We start from the raw sequence: 15,217 nt of genomic DNA on the forward strand, positions 1-15,217 counted from the left end.
GCAAAGGCCGCGGAACCGGCAGCTGGAATCAGACACGGTCGCGGATAAACTCGGCCATCCGCTCGGGGATGCGGGCGGCGTCGCTGGACCGCTGGTCGGCATTGTTGGCCCGGATCTCCAGCACGGGAATCCCCTCAGCCTCCAGGGCCTCGGTAATGAAGCCGCTGCCCGGGGTATCGTCCGCCATCAGATGCACCACCCCGTCCACCCGATGGCTCAGCGCCTCCTTCACGTACCACTGGGCAGACCACGGCGGCACATAGAGCTGGTCCGTGATCCCGACGAAGCGGGCAGCCAGCGCCCGGACCGGATCCTCGCCGTAACGCAGGTACCCGTCAGCGGCGATCGCCAGGTACATCGACCAGACGAACACGGCGCCGAATTCCTCCTGGAAACGGGTGTACAGGCCCAGATCGGACCACAGCCCGCGTCCAACCCACATCAGCCGCCGCTTCTCGCCCGGGCACACCGCAACGCCGTCGGCCACCCGCTGTGCCGTTTCCTCATACAGGGACCGAGCGGCGTCGACCGCCCACGTCGTGCCGCGCTGCCACTGCGGTGCCATAACGGCGGGCATCGTGTCATTCACCAGCACGGGCGCGAATGGCGCGGCGGCAATGAGGTCCCGGGTCTTGCGGTTCCATTCGGCCTGCTGGTTGCCCAGGTCCATGATCTCCGCCAGCCGGTCACGGTCCAGCGTCCGGGCGGTACGGTCCTCCAGCCAGCCGATCAGCTCCTCGATTTCACCCTGCAGCAGGTCCAGCCGGTCCGACCCGAAGGCCTTCTCCCAGTCGTGCGGCACCAGCTCCCACCACCGGTCCGGCAGCGGGTCAGCGCCCGTGCGGGAGAGGAGGAACGTTTCCGTGCCGGGAAGCCTGCCCCACTGCTCGAAGATCTTGGCGGTAACGTCGCCGCTGCGCTCGGCCACAGCGAACCGCGGCGCCGGCAAACCGCCCCACGGGCGGTCCTCGGCGTCGAGCAGCTGCTCGCCCAGCGGCATCGCATCGTACTGCTGGCTGAAGTCCGGCAGGCCGCGGGCGGCCAGCCGTTCCATGGACGCTGGCCCGGCGCGCTTGGCCGCAATGATGGAAGACCACCACTGCGTCACCACGTACGGGATGTCCAGGGCACGGAACACTTCGTGCGGGGCATCGGCGTTCAACAAAGCGATGGGTTCGCCCGCCGCGGCCCGCTGGCGCACCGACTGGAACCATTCCTTCTGGTAGCGGGTAGCCGCGACGGCTGAGCGGAGTCGATGGTCGGTCATGAGGCAATCTCCCCGGACAACTGGACGCTGGCAATCAGTTCGGCGGCGGCCGCTGCGGCTCCGTCGGCGGGAACGCGGACGACGCCGGCGAGCCAGGTTCCGCCGGCAGCCAGCGCCTCGCGCTGGCTCGGCAGGTCCCAGACCGGGCCGTCGTCAAGGTCCCGGACCAGGGCCACCACCCCGGCGGCACCGGTCCGACGGACTTCAGCGAGCAGGTGTTCGGTCCGTTCGGAGGCCAGGGACCGCGACGCCGACGGCGGACGCTGCGCGTGCAGCTCGGCCAGGGCGCGGAAGGCCTCGCCGGGCGAAGCAGCATCCACGGTCTGTCCGATCCAGGCGGCATCCCCGGCGTCATGGTCTTCGCCCACCATTCCGATGCCGGACTGTTCGAGCGCCTCATAAACGGTGGTGTCCGGGTGTGAACTGCCGGTCATAAACACCCGCAGCACGGGTTCCGGCGCGTCATTCTGCTGGATCGCCTCGATGGCAGCCAGTGCCTGCTCCGGCGCCAGCTGCGCCGCACCCGCGTAACACCGCAGGGCGGCGCTCCCGGAAAGGGTTCCTGCCACCCGTCGCTCCCGCACCCGCTCGAGGGCCTCACCCAGCGAGTTCTCCCGGCCAGCGGCGGCAGCCAAGGTATCGGCGTCGAGCACTTGCCCGGTGCACGCTGACACGAACCCGGCCAGCCGCTCATACTGCCGCGCAACAAAGAGGTTCACATGCGGGCCTCCGCCGCGGGGCGTATCGAGCAACTGGACCGGGTACGGGATGCGCCCGCGTTCGGCCAGCAGCCGCAGCACGTAGTACACCCGCAGGTTCGCGGCGGAGTCATTGCAGACCACTAGCCCGGCGAGGCCGTCATGCATACCGGACAGAACGTCGTCGAGCACCCGGGCGGCAACGGCGTCGGCCGCGCCCAGCAGTTCAGCCGCTTCCCGCGAGACGTCCCCGGACCAGGCGCCGAACAGCCGCACCGGCGTCGCGCCCGCGGCCAGGATAATCTGCCGGGGCGCATCCGCCCCGATGATCCCGATCTGAGGTGCGGGATCAGTCACAACACACCCGCGGTGCGCAGGTTCTCGATCCGGTCGGAGTCATAGCCCAGGGCCTTCAGGACCACGTCCGTGTGCTCGCCCAGGTACGGGGCCGGCGCGTCCAGCGTGGTGCGGCTGCCGGAGAGGACCATGGGCAGCCCCGATCCGAAGAGACCGTCAAAGTGCCCGAACTTGGGGTGGGACAGCGGCACCACTTCGCCGCGGGACAGCACCAGCGGATCCCGCACTGCTTCGGCCGTGGTCCGGACCGGTGCCGCGGGGGCACCGTGGGAAGTGAGGGCTTCCAGCACCTCATCCAAGGGCTTCTCGGCGGCCCACCCGGCGATCAGTCCGTGGAGGCGGTCGGCATTGAAGACGCGGGCGTCGCGGGTACCGAAGTCCTCGGAGTCCAACAGGTCGGGACGCTCGATGGCGCGAAGGACGCCCGCCGCGAACTGGTCCGTCGGGGCGCAGATGGCAAAGTACCCGTCGGCCGCGCGGAACGTGCCGAACGGCGCCAGGCGGGGAACGTAGGCGCCGGTGCGCAGCGGGAAACCCACGGATTCCAGGGCATCGAAGGGCTCGCAGGCCACCATCGAGGTCAGTGCCCCGAGCATCGACACGTCCACGTGCTGCCCGTGGCCGGTGTGCTCGGCCTGCAGCAGGGCGCTCAGCGTGCCGATGACCGCGAAGAGCGGAGCGGACAGGTCGCCAATCGGCAGGCCGAAACGCACCGGCGGCTGGCCGGGTTCCCCGGCGGTCATCATGACGCCGCTGAGCGCCTGGACGATGGTGTCCATCGCCTTCCGGTCCCCGTTCTCCGTGCCGGCGCCGAAACCGCTGATGGAGGTGTAGACGAGCTTGTCGTTGAGGTGCTTCACGCTTGCGTAGTCGATGCCGAGGCGCTTGGTTACGCCGGCGCTGTAGTTCTCCACCACAATGTCCGCTTCGGCAATGAGATCGAACAGCACCTGCTTGCTCTCCGGGTGCTTCAGGTTCAGCGTCACGGATTCCTTGCCGCGGCCCCGGAGCATCATCGAGACGGACATGTCATCCTCCGACGTCCGGCGCACATTCAGGCCCTGCGAGGTGACGTAGGGGGAGTTGTTGCGCGAGGAGTCCCCGCCGCGGGTGGGGTTCTCCACCTTGATGACACGAGCCCCCAGTCCCGCCAGCAGCAGGGTCGCGTACGGGCCGGCCAGCGCCGTCGTCAGGTCGATGACTGTCTTGCCCGCCAGGGGCTTGGTCTCAATGCTCATGGGGTGTCTCCTTCAAGTGAACGGTCAGCCGGTCTCCTGCCCAGTCAAGGACAGTGTCCAGGCCGGCTTCCCGGGTAATGCGCTGTAAGTAGTCGCCCACCTGTTCCCCGCCGTTGGCGCGGGTCAGCGGGACCGGCCGGGCGTCGTCGTCGATCCAGCAGGGAAGAATCTCCGCCGCAACGCTGCCGTCCGGGCCGAGGGTGAGCACGGCGATCAGGGTGTTCCGGCTCTCCGGATGGAACGGGTACTCGGGCATGGCGGGGTCCGGCTGGAAGCCGAACAGCCGGGTCCTTGCGCGGGCCCAGGCCCGGCGCTCGGGCGAATCATCCGGTGCGCCGCCCAGTGCCCGCGTCACGGTGGCGAAGTTGCCGAGTCCGTGGAAGATCGGGCGGCCGCGGTAGGCCTCCACACCCTTGAGGATGTGGGCGTGGTGGGCGAGCACCGCCACAGCTCCGGCGTCGATGGCCGCATGGGCAATCTGGTACTGGTACTGCGCGATCTCTACCGGCTGGTGCACCAGCCCCTGGTGCAGGGCGACGACGACGGCGGCACCCTGGCGGGCATGGCTCGCCACCCGGTCGGTGAAAGCGGCCAGGGACCGCGGTTCGGCGAACGTGTAGATGCGCGGCGGACCGCCGGGATTGGCGCCCCGCGGCTCGTAGTGCGTGACGACCTCAACCCAGGCGCAACCAGCCTTCGCGCTGCCGGCCCAGGACTCCTTGGGTCCCACGCAGTTGACGCTGAGCACGATGACCTGCCGGCCGCCGTGTTCAACAACCGCCGGTTCCCAGGCCTCTGCGAGGTTGCGTCCCGCGCCGGTGGTGGCCAGGCCGCGCTCGCGGCAGTGCCGCCGGGTGTCCTCGATTCCTTCCGCGCCGAAGTCGTACACGTGGTTCCCGGCCAGGGTGAGGACGTCGAACCCGGCAGCCGCTACGGCGTCGAGGGCCGACGGCGGGGCCGGCAGTGCGGGAACGTCCGAGGAGGCCGTGGCAGTGGACGTGGTGTGCGGGACTTCGAGGTGGCCGATGACAAGGTCCGCTTCGGCCAGCACGGGGGCGGCGGCGCTGAAGAGGGACGTGGCGTCGTCGCGCTCCAGGACCAGATCCCCGGTGGCCATCAGGGTAGTAGCTGTCACTGCTGCTCGTCGTTCCGGCGCATCGAGCGGGCGAGGAAGGAGCGCAGCCGGTCGGTCTGCGGGTTGCGGAAGAACGCCTCGGCCGGCTGGTCTTCGACCACCTTGCCGTCCGCCATGAACACGCAGCGGTCCGCGACTTCGCGGGCGAACTCCATTTCATGCGTGACCACCACCATGGTGCGTCCCGAGGCGGCGAGGGCCTGCATGGTCTGCAGTACTTCGTCGATCAGTTCGGGGTCCAGGGCGCTGGTGGGTTCATCGAAGAGCAGCACACGGGGTTCGACGGCGACCGCCCGGGCAATGGCGACGCGCTGCTGCTGGCCGCCGGAAAGCTGCCGCGGGTACGCCGACGCCTTGTCCGAGAGGCCCACCTTCTCCAGCAGGTTCAGGGCTTTCGCCTTGGCCTCGGCCGGAGCGACGCCGTGGACGGCGACGGGCGCCTCGGTGACGTTGCGCAGCACGGTCCAGTGCGGGAACAGGTTGAACTGCTGGAACACCATGCTCATCCGGCGGCGCTGGGCCCGAACACCCGCGTCGGTCAGCGGGCGCAGCACCTTGCCCTGTTCGAAGCCGAGCAGTTCCCCGTCCAGGTACATTGCGCCGCCGTCGATGTTTTCAAGCTGGTCCAGGCACCGGACCAGGGTCGACTTGCCAGAACCAGAGGGGCCGAGGATGGCGACAACTTCGCCCTCGTGAACGGTCAGGTCAATGCCGTCCAGGGCGGTGTGGTCCCCGAAGCGCTTGCGCAGGCCCACTACCTCCAGGACGGGACGGGTTGCCGTGGCGGTGCCCGCGGCCCCGGCCGGGATCTGTGCGGTGTTCATTATTGGTTCTCCTGGGTCCGGACCGCGGCGGTGGTACCGGCGTCGGGCTTGGAACTGGTGGTTGCCTTGGGCGCGGAGCGGGTGGCACCGCGCCCGTAGTATTCCTCGACGCGGCGCTGGAAGAAGGTCAGGATGGTGACGGCCACGAGGTACCAGATCACCGCAACGATCAACATGGGCACCACGTCATAGGTGCGGTTGTAGATGACCTGGACGGCGTGCAGCAGGTCTCCCATGGCAATCACGCTCACCAGCGATGTGCCCTTCAATGTGGCAATGATCTGGGAGCCGGTGGGCGGAATGATCACGCGCATGGCCTGCGGCATCACAATCCGGGTGAAGGAGTGCCAGCGGCTGAACCCCATGGCGGACGCGGCGTCGTGCTGTCCCTGGTCCACGGAGAGGATGCCGGCCCGGATGATCTCCGCCATGTAGGCGGCCTCGTGCAGTGAGAGACCGATGATGGCGGCGGTCAGCGGGGTGATGAGGTCATTGGTGGACCAGCTGAAGAACTCCGGGCCGAACGGCACGCCGACGGCGATGCGGGGGACCAGGTAGGCGAGGTTGAACCAGAAGATCAGCTGGACCAGCGGCGGGACTCCCCGGAAGAAGCCCACAAAGGCCATGCATGCCACGCGCACGGGCCAGTAGTCGCTGAGCTGGCCGGCGGCGAGCACGGTTCCCAGGATGGTGCCGAGCACCATGGTGACCACCATGAGCAGGACGCTGGTCATGAGGCCGAGGAGCACGCTGGGTGCGAAGAGGTACTCGGCGACGACGGGCCATTCGAAGCGCTTGTTGGAGATGAGGAAGTAGAGGATGCCGCCGGCTATCAGCAGCAGCAATGCGGTGCCCAGAATCCGCAGCGGCCTAATCCGGGGACGGGCCTGGGCCACGTCCACGGCGTTGGCGCGTACTGCGGGTCCGGAGGACATGGGGGTGTCCGTTATGCTCATTTGCCTGATTCACCAGCTGTCATGGGGTTCAGTGTGGGGCTCTCCACCGTGACGTCATCCAGCTTCCACTCGGACATGATCCGGTCATATTCGCCGTTCTCGAAGATGCCCTCGAAGGCGGCCAGCATGGCGGGAGCGAGTTCGTTGCTCTTCGGCAGGAACATGGCCAGCTGGTCCACGCCGGCGCCCTGCTCGTCGCTCTGCACCAGGAACTCGAAGGTGCCCTCGTCTTGCGCCTGGATGTCGAGTGCCGCGGTCTGCGTGGTGCCGGCATAGTCCGCGCGGTCCGACTGCACGGCGAGGATAGTGGAGTTGGTGTCCTTGAGGCCGACGAACTCCGGCGCCTCAAGGCCCTTTTCAGCGCACCATTCGGTGTAGCGCTCCAGCTGGGACTCGGTGACTGATCCGGTGACGCCGGCTACGCGGGCGCCGCAGAGATCCTCGGGGGCACCGAGATCATCCTTCCGCTCCGCGAGGTAAAGGTAGGAAGTGCGGGTGGTCATCCAGACGACGGCGTCGAAGTCCGCTTCCCGTTCAGCCGTGGTGCGTACCGGGCCGTTGAACGCGTCATAGCGGCCGGAGAGCATTCCGGTGAGCATGGCGTCCAGGCCGGAGGCCGTCTGGATGGCGAACGGGACGCCCAGCTGTTCGGACAGAGCTGCCTGGATGTCCGGGTCAATGCCGGTGATGTCCCCATTCTGCTCCAGCGTGCGGTACGGCGGATGGGTGTCCCCGGCAATGTTGATGACCCCGGCGGACTTGATGGCCTCCGGCAGCTGGTCATACACCGGCGCTTCGGTGTTGACCCCGCCGGACGCGGCCTGGCTTCCCTGGCTGCCCGCGGGTTCCGCCTCGCTGTCCGACGCCGAACAGGACGTCAGTGCGAGGAGGACAGCGCCGGCAACGGCGACGGTGCTGAAACGGTTGAGCTTCATGGCGATCTCCTGAGTGTGAGCTGCATCACGAATCAAACTTTCGAGGAGAATATCATGCTGCTTGATATTAATCACGAAGTAATTTGTTCCGTGACGGCGGCACCGGCGGGAGGTTGCCCCTGGTTCCTGTCCGCATCACGGCAAGCCACCACCCCATCAGCCCCGCCGCCCAGAACACACCCACACTCGAGGCCATCAGCCAGGGAGCAGGAATCTGCGAGTCAAGATTGGGTGACCCCATCAGGAACCCAATGGATTTGGGAGACAGCAGGAAGACAACAACACCCGAAACCAGCAAACCTACGCCCCAGCCCCGCCGCACCGTCCCCGGTCGGGTGAAGTCCCTCAGATTGCGGACCAGCACAGCAAGGAACAGCGGCACCCACACCCAGTGATGAGACCAGGACACCGGCGAGATCAGCAGCATCAACAGCGCCGTCGCCGCGACCGCGGTCAGCTCCTCGCCGCGCCCGGCCGCCCGCCGGATCAGGAGTGCCGTCACCCCAACCGCCGCAAGAGAAAGCACGAACCAGGGCAGGTCCACGGCAAAGTCCGGTCCGGCGAAGTGCAGGACCGCGCCTTTGAAGCTCAGGTTGTCCACGTACCCGCCGCCGCCGATCCGTGAGGTGTCCGGCAGCAGCTCCAGCCAGTAGGTCCGCGACTCGGCCGGAAGGATCAGGAAGCCAAGCCCGAAGCTGGCAAGGAAGCCCGCCGCCATGTTCCGCAGTCCGCGCCAGTCGCCGCGGACCAGGAAGTAGAGGCCAAAGACCAGCGGCGTGAGTTTGATTCCCGCCGCGATCCCGGTCGGGAATCCGGTGGGCCAGGTGTGCCGCTTGATCAGGACGTCGGCCATGATCAGGCCGAACAGCAGGATGTTGATCTGCCCGAAGCCTATCGTTTCCCGCCACGGGCCCAGCAGCACCACAAAGCCGACGCCGGCCACCGCCAGTGCCCGCAGCCACGGATGCTTCAGCACCGCCGCAACCGAGGGCTGCCGGTAGATGTGGGCCACCGCCAGCAGCGACGTGACCCCGGCAATTCCCAGAGACAGGGAGGTCAAGACATACAGTCCCCAGGTCACCCCCAACGGGGCAAGTACGGCAAAAACCAGCGCGGCGAACGGCGGATAGGTGAAGAGCAGGCTGCTGCCTTCACGGTAAACGAGTTCCTTGGTGTATAGCTCCCCGCGGGCGTCCAGGACGCTCTGCCCGCCGCTGAGGTAAACGCGAAAATCCAGTCCGTCCAGCGGGGAAACAAGCAAAGCGACGGCGGTCATTGCTGCCGCGGCGGCGGCTGCGCCGAGCGTTATCGCCGCTGAGTGGAACCTGGCCCGGGCGGGCGTGGTCGAGGGGGCCGGGTGCGTCACGGGTGGTGTATCTTCCACGCGAGGGACAGAACTGGTCAGGCCGGGTTCAGCCGCGGGTCCCAGGTGGGATCCGGGTACATCGCGGGACAGCCGGAGGCCGCGGCGTCGGGCAGGTATTCAAAATGCCAGGGTTCGTTGGCGTACACCTGGCAGAGCCCGTACCCGGCACCGTTGATGGTCAGCCAGTCAATGGCGGCATAGGGCCCGACGTCGACGGCGTCCCCCCGCACATGGGCGGACGTTTCGGCGGTGGCGACCCACCGTGCCGCCTCCGCCTCCGAGCCGTACTGGGTGACGGCGTCCTGCAGCAGCCGCTGCTGGTACTCCGGTGACCGCCATCCGCTGGTCACCACGATGCCGACGCCGGCAGCCGAGGCGTCCGCAGCCGCCGTGCGGAGCGCGCCGAGAAGTGCGGGGTCCAGGTTGGTGACTGCGGCGTGCCCCTCGTCGAACGCCGAGACGCCGTCTCCCACGTCGCCGTCGTCCGCCGGGGCGCCCAGCGGGCCGAGGGTGACGTGCTGCCCGGGCGGCAGCGCACCCAGCCGTGCCGTGAGTCCCTGGGGAGCGCCGAAGGTGAGCAGGTACGCGCTGATGAGCGCCGCGAACAGCGCGAGGACAGCAGCATTCCGAATGCGCTGGCTGCGGCGTTTCCGGGTGGCGAGTTCGAGTGTGAGAGCCATGGTGTCCACTCAAGATGAGTGGATGCTGCCGGGGCGTATGAGGTTTTTGATACGCGGACGATAGATGGCGTCTCGTAGGATCGGGCCTATGCGTGTGCTGATTGTCGAGGACGAACCCCTGCTGGCGGAAGCGGTCCGGAACGGGCTGCGCCTGGAGGCCATCGCCGCGGACATTGCCGGCGACGGGAACACCGCCCTGGAGCTGCTCAGCCTCAACGCGTATGACCTGGCGATCCTGGACCGGGATATTCCCGGTCCCAACGGGGACGAGATCGCGCACCGGATTGTCAGCTCCGGCAGCGGCCTGCCGATCCTGATGCTCACCGCTGCGGACCGGATAGACGACAAAGCCGCCGGCTTCGAACTCGGTGCCGACGACTACCTCACCAAACCCTTCGAATTCCGCGAACTGGTGCTCCGGATCCGGGCCCTGTACCGCCGCCGGGCCCAGGTCCGCCCTCCGGTCAGTGAGATCGCCGGACTCCGGCTGGACCCGTTCCGCCGGGAAGTCTTCCGCGACGGGCACTACGTGGCGCTGACCCGGAAGCAGTTCGCCGTGCTGGAAATCCTGGTGGCGGCGAACGGGGGAGTGATCAGCGCCGAGGAACTGCTGGCCAAGGCGTGGGACGAGAACGCCGACCCCTTCACTAACGCCGTGCGCATCACGATTTCCGCGCTGCGCAAACGCCTCGGCGAGCCGGGACTCATCGAGACCGTTCCCGGCGTCGGTTACCGGATTGCCGTACCGCAGGACGCCGCGGAGGCGGGCGGGCATGCGTAGGAAGTGGGGGCTGAGCGTCCGGACGAAGCTGGCACTCAGCTATGCCGGCCTGGTCCTGGTGGCCGGGGCGCTGCTCTTGGCGGTCGTTTGGTACTTCCTGCTGCGTTACGTGCCGATGCGGGCAGCGATCATCCCGAGCGGGGATCCTTCCGTGAACAACCTCTTCATTCCCGGCCGGGACGATCTCTGGGATGCATTCGCGCCCCGGGCGAGCGGTGCCCTGGTTTTCCTGCTGATCCTTGGCCTGGCGGGCGGCTGGCTGCTTGCCGGCCGGATGCTGGCCCCGCTCCGGCAGATCCAAGCCGCCACCCACACAGCCATGGACGGCACCCTGTCACACCGCGTTGCGCTGAAGGGCCGGCGGGACGAGTTCCGCGACCTGGCCGACAGCTTCGACGAGATGCTCGAACGGCTGGAAGCCCACGTGGCCGAACAGCGGCGCTTCGCCGCGAATGCCTCCCACGAGCTGCGCACCCCGCTGGCGATTTCGCAGACCCTGCTGGAAGTGGGCCGGAATGATCCGGACCGGAACGTGGATGATCTCCTTGACCGGCTCCACACCGTCAACGTCCGCGCCATCGACCTCACCGAAGCCCTGCTTATGCTCAGCCGTGCCGAGCAGAAGTCCTTCACCAGCGAGCCGGTTGACCTGTCCCTGCTCCTGGATGAAGCCGCCGAAACCCTGCTGCCGCTCGCGGAAAAGCGGGGCGTTAGCGTCCGCACCTACGGCGGGGTGGCCAGCGCCGTCGGTTCCCGTGCCCTGATGCTGCAGTTGACCACCAACCTGCTGCACAACGCGGTTATCCATAACCTGCCCGAGAACGGCTTGGTCTGGGCGAGGACCGAATCTACCTCGGGGAATGTTGAACTCATCGTGGAGAACACCGGCGAGACACTGGCTCCGGAACTGGTCTCCACGCTCACCGAGCCGTTCCAGCGCGGCACGGACCGCGTGCGCTCGGACCACGCAGGCGCCGGCCTGGGACTGGCGATCGTCAAGAGCATCGTGCAGGCCCACAGCGGAACCCTGACTGTCACGGCACGGCCCGACGGCGGCCTCCGGGTTTCTGCGGTTTTGCCTAGTGGGGCAGCGGGTTAGGAATGTGCTTGGTGCTGGCAGAACAACGGACGGCGGCGGCACGCCCTTTGGGAAGCGCACCGCCGCCGTCCGTCAGCAGAGGGAACCGTTAGGAGAAGTTGATTCCGCCGTCGATCAGCACCGTCTGTCCGGTCATGTGGTCAGAATCGGGTCCGGAGAGGAAGGACACCAGCTTGGCTACGTCCTCCGGCTCCGAGACCCGGCCGGCGAGGATGCTGTCCACCTGTGCCTGCAGGGCGCTGCCGCGAGGGGTGCCGTCCCGCTCCGTGAGCCGCTCATCGATGAGGTCCCACATGGCAGTTCCCACCACGCCGGGGGCGTAGGCATTGACCGTGATGTTGTACTTGGCGAACTCCATGGCCGCGGCTTGGGTCAGGCCGCGCACCGCCCACTTGGTAGCCGAGTAGGACGCAAGCACCGGGAAGGGGCGGAAGGCCACGATCGACGCCGCTCCAATGATCTTCCCGCCCGTGCCCTGAGAGATGAACTGCCGGGCAGCTGCCTGGTAGGAGTAGTAGACACCCTTGATGTTCACGTCCAGCATGCGGTCCAGGGCTTCAGGCTTCACGTCCAGGATCTCGTCCACCTGCGCGATCCCCGCATTGGCTATCAGGACGCTGAGGTTCCCCAGGGCGTTGGTGCCCTCCGCGACCATCCGGGTCACGTCTTCGGGATTGGACACGTCTCCGGTGACCCCTACGGCTCGGCGTCCGCGGGAGTCGACGGCACCAACGACGTCGTCGATGTTCGCCTGCGCCTCCGGTATGTCCGCGACAATGATGTCCAGGCCGTCGTCTGCGAGCCGTTCAGCGATTGCCCGGCCGATTCCGCGGCCGGCTCCGGTGATCAGGGCAACGCGGGTTTCATTTTCTGACATGTGATTCTCCTTTGGTGGCGTGCGATTCACGGAACTGGTCAGGGGATGAGGATGGCGCGGCCGCGGACTTTTCCGGCTTCGAGGTCGCTGATGGCCTGCTGGAAGTCATCCAGCGGGTACTTCTGGGTGTGCAGCGTGACGGCGCCGCGGGCGGTGAGCGCCATGAGATCCTGCAGGTCGTTATAGCTGCCCACCAGGTTGCCGATGATGTTGATCTCCGCGGACACGAGGTCAATGGTGGGGACGTTGACGTTCTCGCCGTAGCCCACCACCAGATAGTCCCCGCCCTGCCGGGTCATCGCGATGCCCTCCGACGTCGCCCCGCCCTCGCCGACGAAGTCGATCACCACTTCGGCGCCGTTGCCTCCGGTGAGGTCAAGGACCTGCTGAACCTGGGTGCCGTCCGCGGTGACGGTTTCATCAGCGCCGATGTTGGTGGCCAGGTCCAGGGCGGCCGGGTTGCGGTCGACGACGACGATCCGTGCGGGCGTCAGGGCCTTCAGCACCTGGATGCCGATGTGCCCGAGACCACCGGCGCCGATGGCCACGCAGGTGTCCCGAGGGGTGAGCAGCCGGGCTGCCTTCGCCGCCGCGTGGTAGGCGGTGAGGCCGGCGTCGGCGAGGGCAGCGACGTCGGCCGGTTCCAGCGAATCGTCGATCTTCACCACCGAACGGGCGGTGGTCAGCAGATATTCGGCATAGCCGCCGTTGGTGTCGATTCCCGGGAACTTGTTGTTCTCACAGTGCACGTCATCCCCGGACCGGCAGGCGCGGCAGAGGCCGCAGGTCACCAGTGGATGAAGGATCACCTTGTCCCCTTCGCCCACATTGGTCACGGCGCTGCCGACGGCCTCCACCCAGCCGGCGTTCTCATGGCCGATCGTGTACGGCAGCTGAACCTGGGATTTCTCTGCCCATTGGCCCTCGAGGATGTGCAAATCGGTGCGGCACACGCCTGCTCCGCCAATCCGGACGAGGACGTCGAACGGGCCGGTGACTTCCGGCCGGGGGACTTCGGCCATTTTCAGGCCCTGGCCGTAGCCGACAACCTGGACAGCTCGCATGGTGTTCACGCGTTCTCCTTAACAGTGATGGGAAGCAGGGTGTGGCTCTCGCCCGGTTCGGCGCCTTCGGGGCGGGCGGTCTGGTCCGCGCCGGACCCTTCGTAGCGCGTGCGCAGAAGGCCGCGGCAGAAATGGGCGTTGCCGTCAATGGAGATGCGGGTGGACCGTGCGCGGCGCAGCGCCATGGGCACGGCATCCGCCGGGTATGAGTTCCCCAGATGGTCAACCAGCACCGCAGCCGCGGAATCCAGTGGCAGCCCAAGGGCTTCGCGCCGCCGCAGGAGTGCATCCTTGGTGCGCCCGGCCGGCAGGTCCGCGAGCCGGACCTGCCCGACGTCGGATTCCGCCAGGCCGCGGTCCGCCCGGAGCAGTTCGGTGAGGCAGCGTTCCATCGCGGCTGTGTGGGCTTTGCGGCGGAAGGTCCAGCGCAGCTCCTCCAGGCTCTCCTCCGCTTCATGGCCGAAGGTGCCCCGGTAGCCGGCGTCGGCGGCCAGGCCGGCGTTGATGAGGTCCGAATCGTGGTGGTCATCGAGTTCCACGGTCACCGTGTCCACCCCGGGCAGGACGGATATGGCGTCTTTGCTGTCCGACGCCATCAGGTAGGCGAAATTGGGAGAGCAGAACGACGTCGGCAGGCGCAGGTGCACGCTGACCGCCGCGCCGCGGGCCGCGGGGGCCACATCAATGGACCGGACGAAGCCCAGGTCCGTGATGGGTTCGTCCAGCTCCGGGTCCTGAACGGCACCGAGTGCCCGGCGGATGTCGTCCCTCCCCGGGAGACCGGCCTGCGGCGCGGGCCTGGTTTGCACCTGCGTCATCACACGGCCCCCAGGTCTGCGCGTTCCGGCTGCCGGGGCCCGGTTGCGGTCTCCGGTGCGTCCGGAATCCGAAGCTCTTCGGGAACCGGAATGTCATACATCTTCGCCGCATTAAGGCCCAGGATTTTCTTTTTCTGCTCGATGGTCAGCGGCGCGTATTCGGTCATGTCCTCTGGAATCTGGAAGTCGACGAACGCCTCGATCAGCCAGCGCGGTGTCCAGAGCGCGTAGTCGCTGGAGAACTGGATCCGGTCCTCGCCAATCCAGTAAATGAGTTCGCCGATGATCTGCGCGAAGTACCTGGGGCGGGTGTGCATAAACGGCATGGCAACGGCGAGTCCGCCGTGGACGTTCGGTTCCTGTGTGGCGATCCAGCAGAAGTCTTCCAACCGGGGCAGTCCCACGTGCTCCACGACGAAGTTCAGGTCCGTGAAGTCCGTAGCGGCGTGGTCCACGTCGGAGACGTCGAAGGCGTCCCGGTCCAGCGGGCGAATGGTTGGTCCCTTGTGGACATGGACGTTCTTGATGCCCAGTTTCCGGCACTCCTCGAAGTACCTGTAGGTCCACGGATCGTTCAGCTTGTAGCCGCGGGAATCCCCGTGCCACTCGGCCGTGTAGAGCTTTACGCCCTTAAAGCCCATGCGCTCATGGTCCGCCCGCAGCTGGTCCAGCCCGGCCTCGCCGTTGCGCGGATCAAAGCAGTGGTTGTAGGTGAGGCGTTCGGGATTGGCGGCAGCGAGGCTGTAAGCCTCCCGGGTCTGCCCGAACCCGTTCCGGTAGAACTCGCCCAGATAAGCCGGCTGGAAAATGGCGTGGTCTACGTAGCCGTCCTGGAAGAGGTCCTTCATCAGGCGCTCGCTGCCCTGGTACAGGTAATCCTCATACGGCCACAGTTCTTCGGCGGGGGAGAGGTTGCGGTGATAGTCGTAGAAGCAGTCAATGAACTGCTTTCCGTGGATATTCAGCTGGTTCTCCGGCCGCGCGTCCCAGAGGGCGATATGAGCGTCAACGATGAAATAGTTTTCGCCGTCTTTTGAATACATGTCAGATCTCCGTCTCCTCGCGTCTGCCATAGTCGCGATGCGGATGACCGTACGGGCTTTTTGCCCTGCCTAGATGTGA

At 67.1% G+C, this 15,217-nt stretch carries 15 protein-coding genes; 2 read left to right on the forward strand and 13 right to left on the reverse strand.

Going from position 1 to position 15,217, the window contains the following annotated elements:
* Positions 1 to 28 precede the first annotated feature (28 nt).
* From ACSLGO_RS06575 to ACSLGO_RS06615, 9 genes are all read right to left on the reverse strand, one after another.
* Positions 29 to 1,267, reverse strand: a complete 1,239-nt coding sequence (locus ACSLGO_RS06575) for a 2-hydroxyacyl-CoA dehydratase (protein ID WP_436400684.1) — start codon at positions 1,265 to 1,267, stop codon at positions 29 to 31.
* Positions 1,264 to 2,322, reverse strand: a complete 1,059-nt coding sequence (locus ACSLGO_RS06580) for a 2-hydroxyacyl-CoA dehydratase (RefSeq protein WP_436400685.1) — start codon at positions 2,320 to 2,322, stop codon at positions 1,264 to 1,266. The genes ACSLGO_RS06575 and ACSLGO_RS06580 overlap by 4 nt, the downstream gene beginning before the upstream one ends.
* Complete coding sequence (locus tag ACSLGO_RS06585) at positions 2,319 to 3,560, reverse strand: CaiB/BaiF CoA transferase family protein (RefSeq protein WP_436400686.1); 1,242 nt, start codon at positions 3,558 to 3,560, stop codon at positions 2,319 to 2,321. Before ACSLGO_RS06585 ends, ACSLGO_RS06580 begins: the two co-directional genes overlap by 4 nt.
* A complete protein-coding gene (locus ACSLGO_RS06590; protein ID WP_436400687.1) occupies positions 3,550 to 4,695 on the reverse strand; it encodes a CapA family protein in 1,146 nt (381 codons plus the stop codon). Before ACSLGO_RS06590 ends, ACSLGO_RS06585 begins: the two co-directional genes overlap by 11 nt.
* Positions 4,692 to 5,519 carry an amino acid ABC transporter ATP-binding protein gene (locus ACSLGO_RS06595; RefSeq protein WP_436400688.1) on the reverse strand — a complete coding sequence of 276 codons (828 nt, stop codon included), beginning with the start codon at positions 5,517 to 5,519 and terminating at the stop codon, positions 4,692 to 4,694. The genes ACSLGO_RS06590 and ACSLGO_RS06595 overlap by 4 nt, the downstream gene beginning before the upstream one ends.
* The gene (locus tag ACSLGO_RS06600) at positions 5,519 to 6,475 is read right to left on the reverse strand and encodes an amino acid ABC transporter permease (RefSeq protein WP_325787382.1); all 957 of its coding nucleotides are present in this window, start codon (positions 6,473 to 6,475) and stop codon (positions 5,519 to 5,521) included. The genes ACSLGO_RS06595 and ACSLGO_RS06600 overlap by 1 nt, the downstream gene beginning before the upstream one ends.
* On the reverse strand, positions 6,472 to 7,410 hold the full coding sequence (locus ACSLGO_RS06605; RefSeq protein ID WP_436400690.1) for a transporter substrate-binding domain-containing protein: 939 nt from the start codon (positions 7,408 to 7,410) through the stop codon (positions 6,472 to 6,474). The genes ACSLGO_RS06600 and ACSLGO_RS06605 overlap by 4 nt, the downstream gene beginning before the upstream one ends.
* A 67-nt stretch (positions 7,411 to 7,477) precedes the next feature.
* Complete coding sequence (locus ACSLGO_RS06610) at positions 7,478 to 8,776, reverse strand: glycosyltransferase 87 family protein (protein WP_436400691.1); 1,299 nt, start codon at positions 8,774 to 8,776, stop codon at positions 7,478 to 7,480.
* Positions 8,777 to 8,811: 35 nt separating this feature from the next.
* Complete coding sequence (locus tag ACSLGO_RS06615) at positions 8,812 to 9,456, reverse strand: M15 family metallopeptidase (RefSeq protein ID WP_419243292.1); 645 nt, start codon at positions 9,454 to 9,456, stop codon at positions 8,812 to 8,814.
* Positions 9,457 to 9,544: 88 nt separating this feature from the next.
* Here ACSLGO_RS06615 and ACSLGO_RS06620 point away from each other — a divergent pair, with 88 nt between their 5' ends.
* Complete coding sequence (locus ACSLGO_RS06620) at positions 9,545 to 10,237, forward strand: response regulator transcription factor (protein WP_386917980.1); 693 nt, start codon at positions 9,545 to 9,547, stop codon at positions 10,235 to 10,237.
* On the forward strand, positions 10,230 to 11,336 hold the full coding sequence (locus ACSLGO_RS06625) for a sensor histidine kinase (RefSeq protein ID WP_436400692.1): 1,107 nt from the start codon (positions 10,230 to 10,232) through the stop codon (positions 11,334 to 11,336). Before ACSLGO_RS06620 ends, ACSLGO_RS06625 begins: the two co-directional genes overlap by 8 nt.
* An 88-nt stretch (positions 11,337 to 11,424) precedes the next feature.
* Here ACSLGO_RS06625 and ACSLGO_RS06630 read toward each other — a convergent pair whose 3' ends face one another.
* From ACSLGO_RS06630 to ACSLGO_RS06645, 4 genes are read right to left on the reverse strand one after another with little or no spacing between them, the layout of a single operon-like run.
* Positions 11,425 to 12,213 carry an acetoin reductase gene (locus ACSLGO_RS06630; protein WP_436400693.1) on the reverse strand — a complete coding sequence of 263 codons (789 nt, stop codon included), beginning with the start codon at positions 12,211 to 12,213 and terminating at the stop codon, positions 11,425 to 11,427.
* A 38-nt stretch (positions 12,214 to 12,251) separates the two neighbouring features.
* Positions 12,252 to 13,277 carry an NAD(P)-dependent alcohol dehydrogenase gene (locus ACSLGO_RS06635; protein ID WP_436400832.1) on the reverse strand — a complete coding sequence of 342 codons (1,026 nt, stop codon included), beginning with the start codon at positions 13,275 to 13,277 and terminating at the stop codon, positions 12,252 to 12,254.
* A 5-nt stretch (positions 13,278 to 13,282) separates the two neighbouring features.
* Entirely contained in the window at positions 13,283 to 14,095 is an 813-nt protein-coding gene (locus ACSLGO_RS06640; RefSeq protein ID WP_433122697.1) for an iron-sulfur cluster assembly protein, read from the reverse strand.
* On the reverse strand, positions 14,095 to 15,138 hold the full coding sequence (locus tag ACSLGO_RS06645; RefSeq protein WP_433122698.1) for an amidohydrolase family protein: 1,044 nt from the start codon (positions 15,136 to 15,138) through the stop codon (positions 14,095 to 14,097). Before ACSLGO_RS06645 ends, ACSLGO_RS06640 begins: the two co-directional genes overlap by 1 nt.
* Between the last annotated feature and the right edge of the window lie 79 nt (positions 15,139 to 15,217).

Source organism: Arthrobacter sp. IK3 (assembly GCF_051337705.1).
Taxonomy (GTDB): Bacteria; Actinomycetota; Actinomycetes; order Actinomycetales; family Micrococcaceae; genus Arthrobacter_B; species Arthrobacter_B koreensis.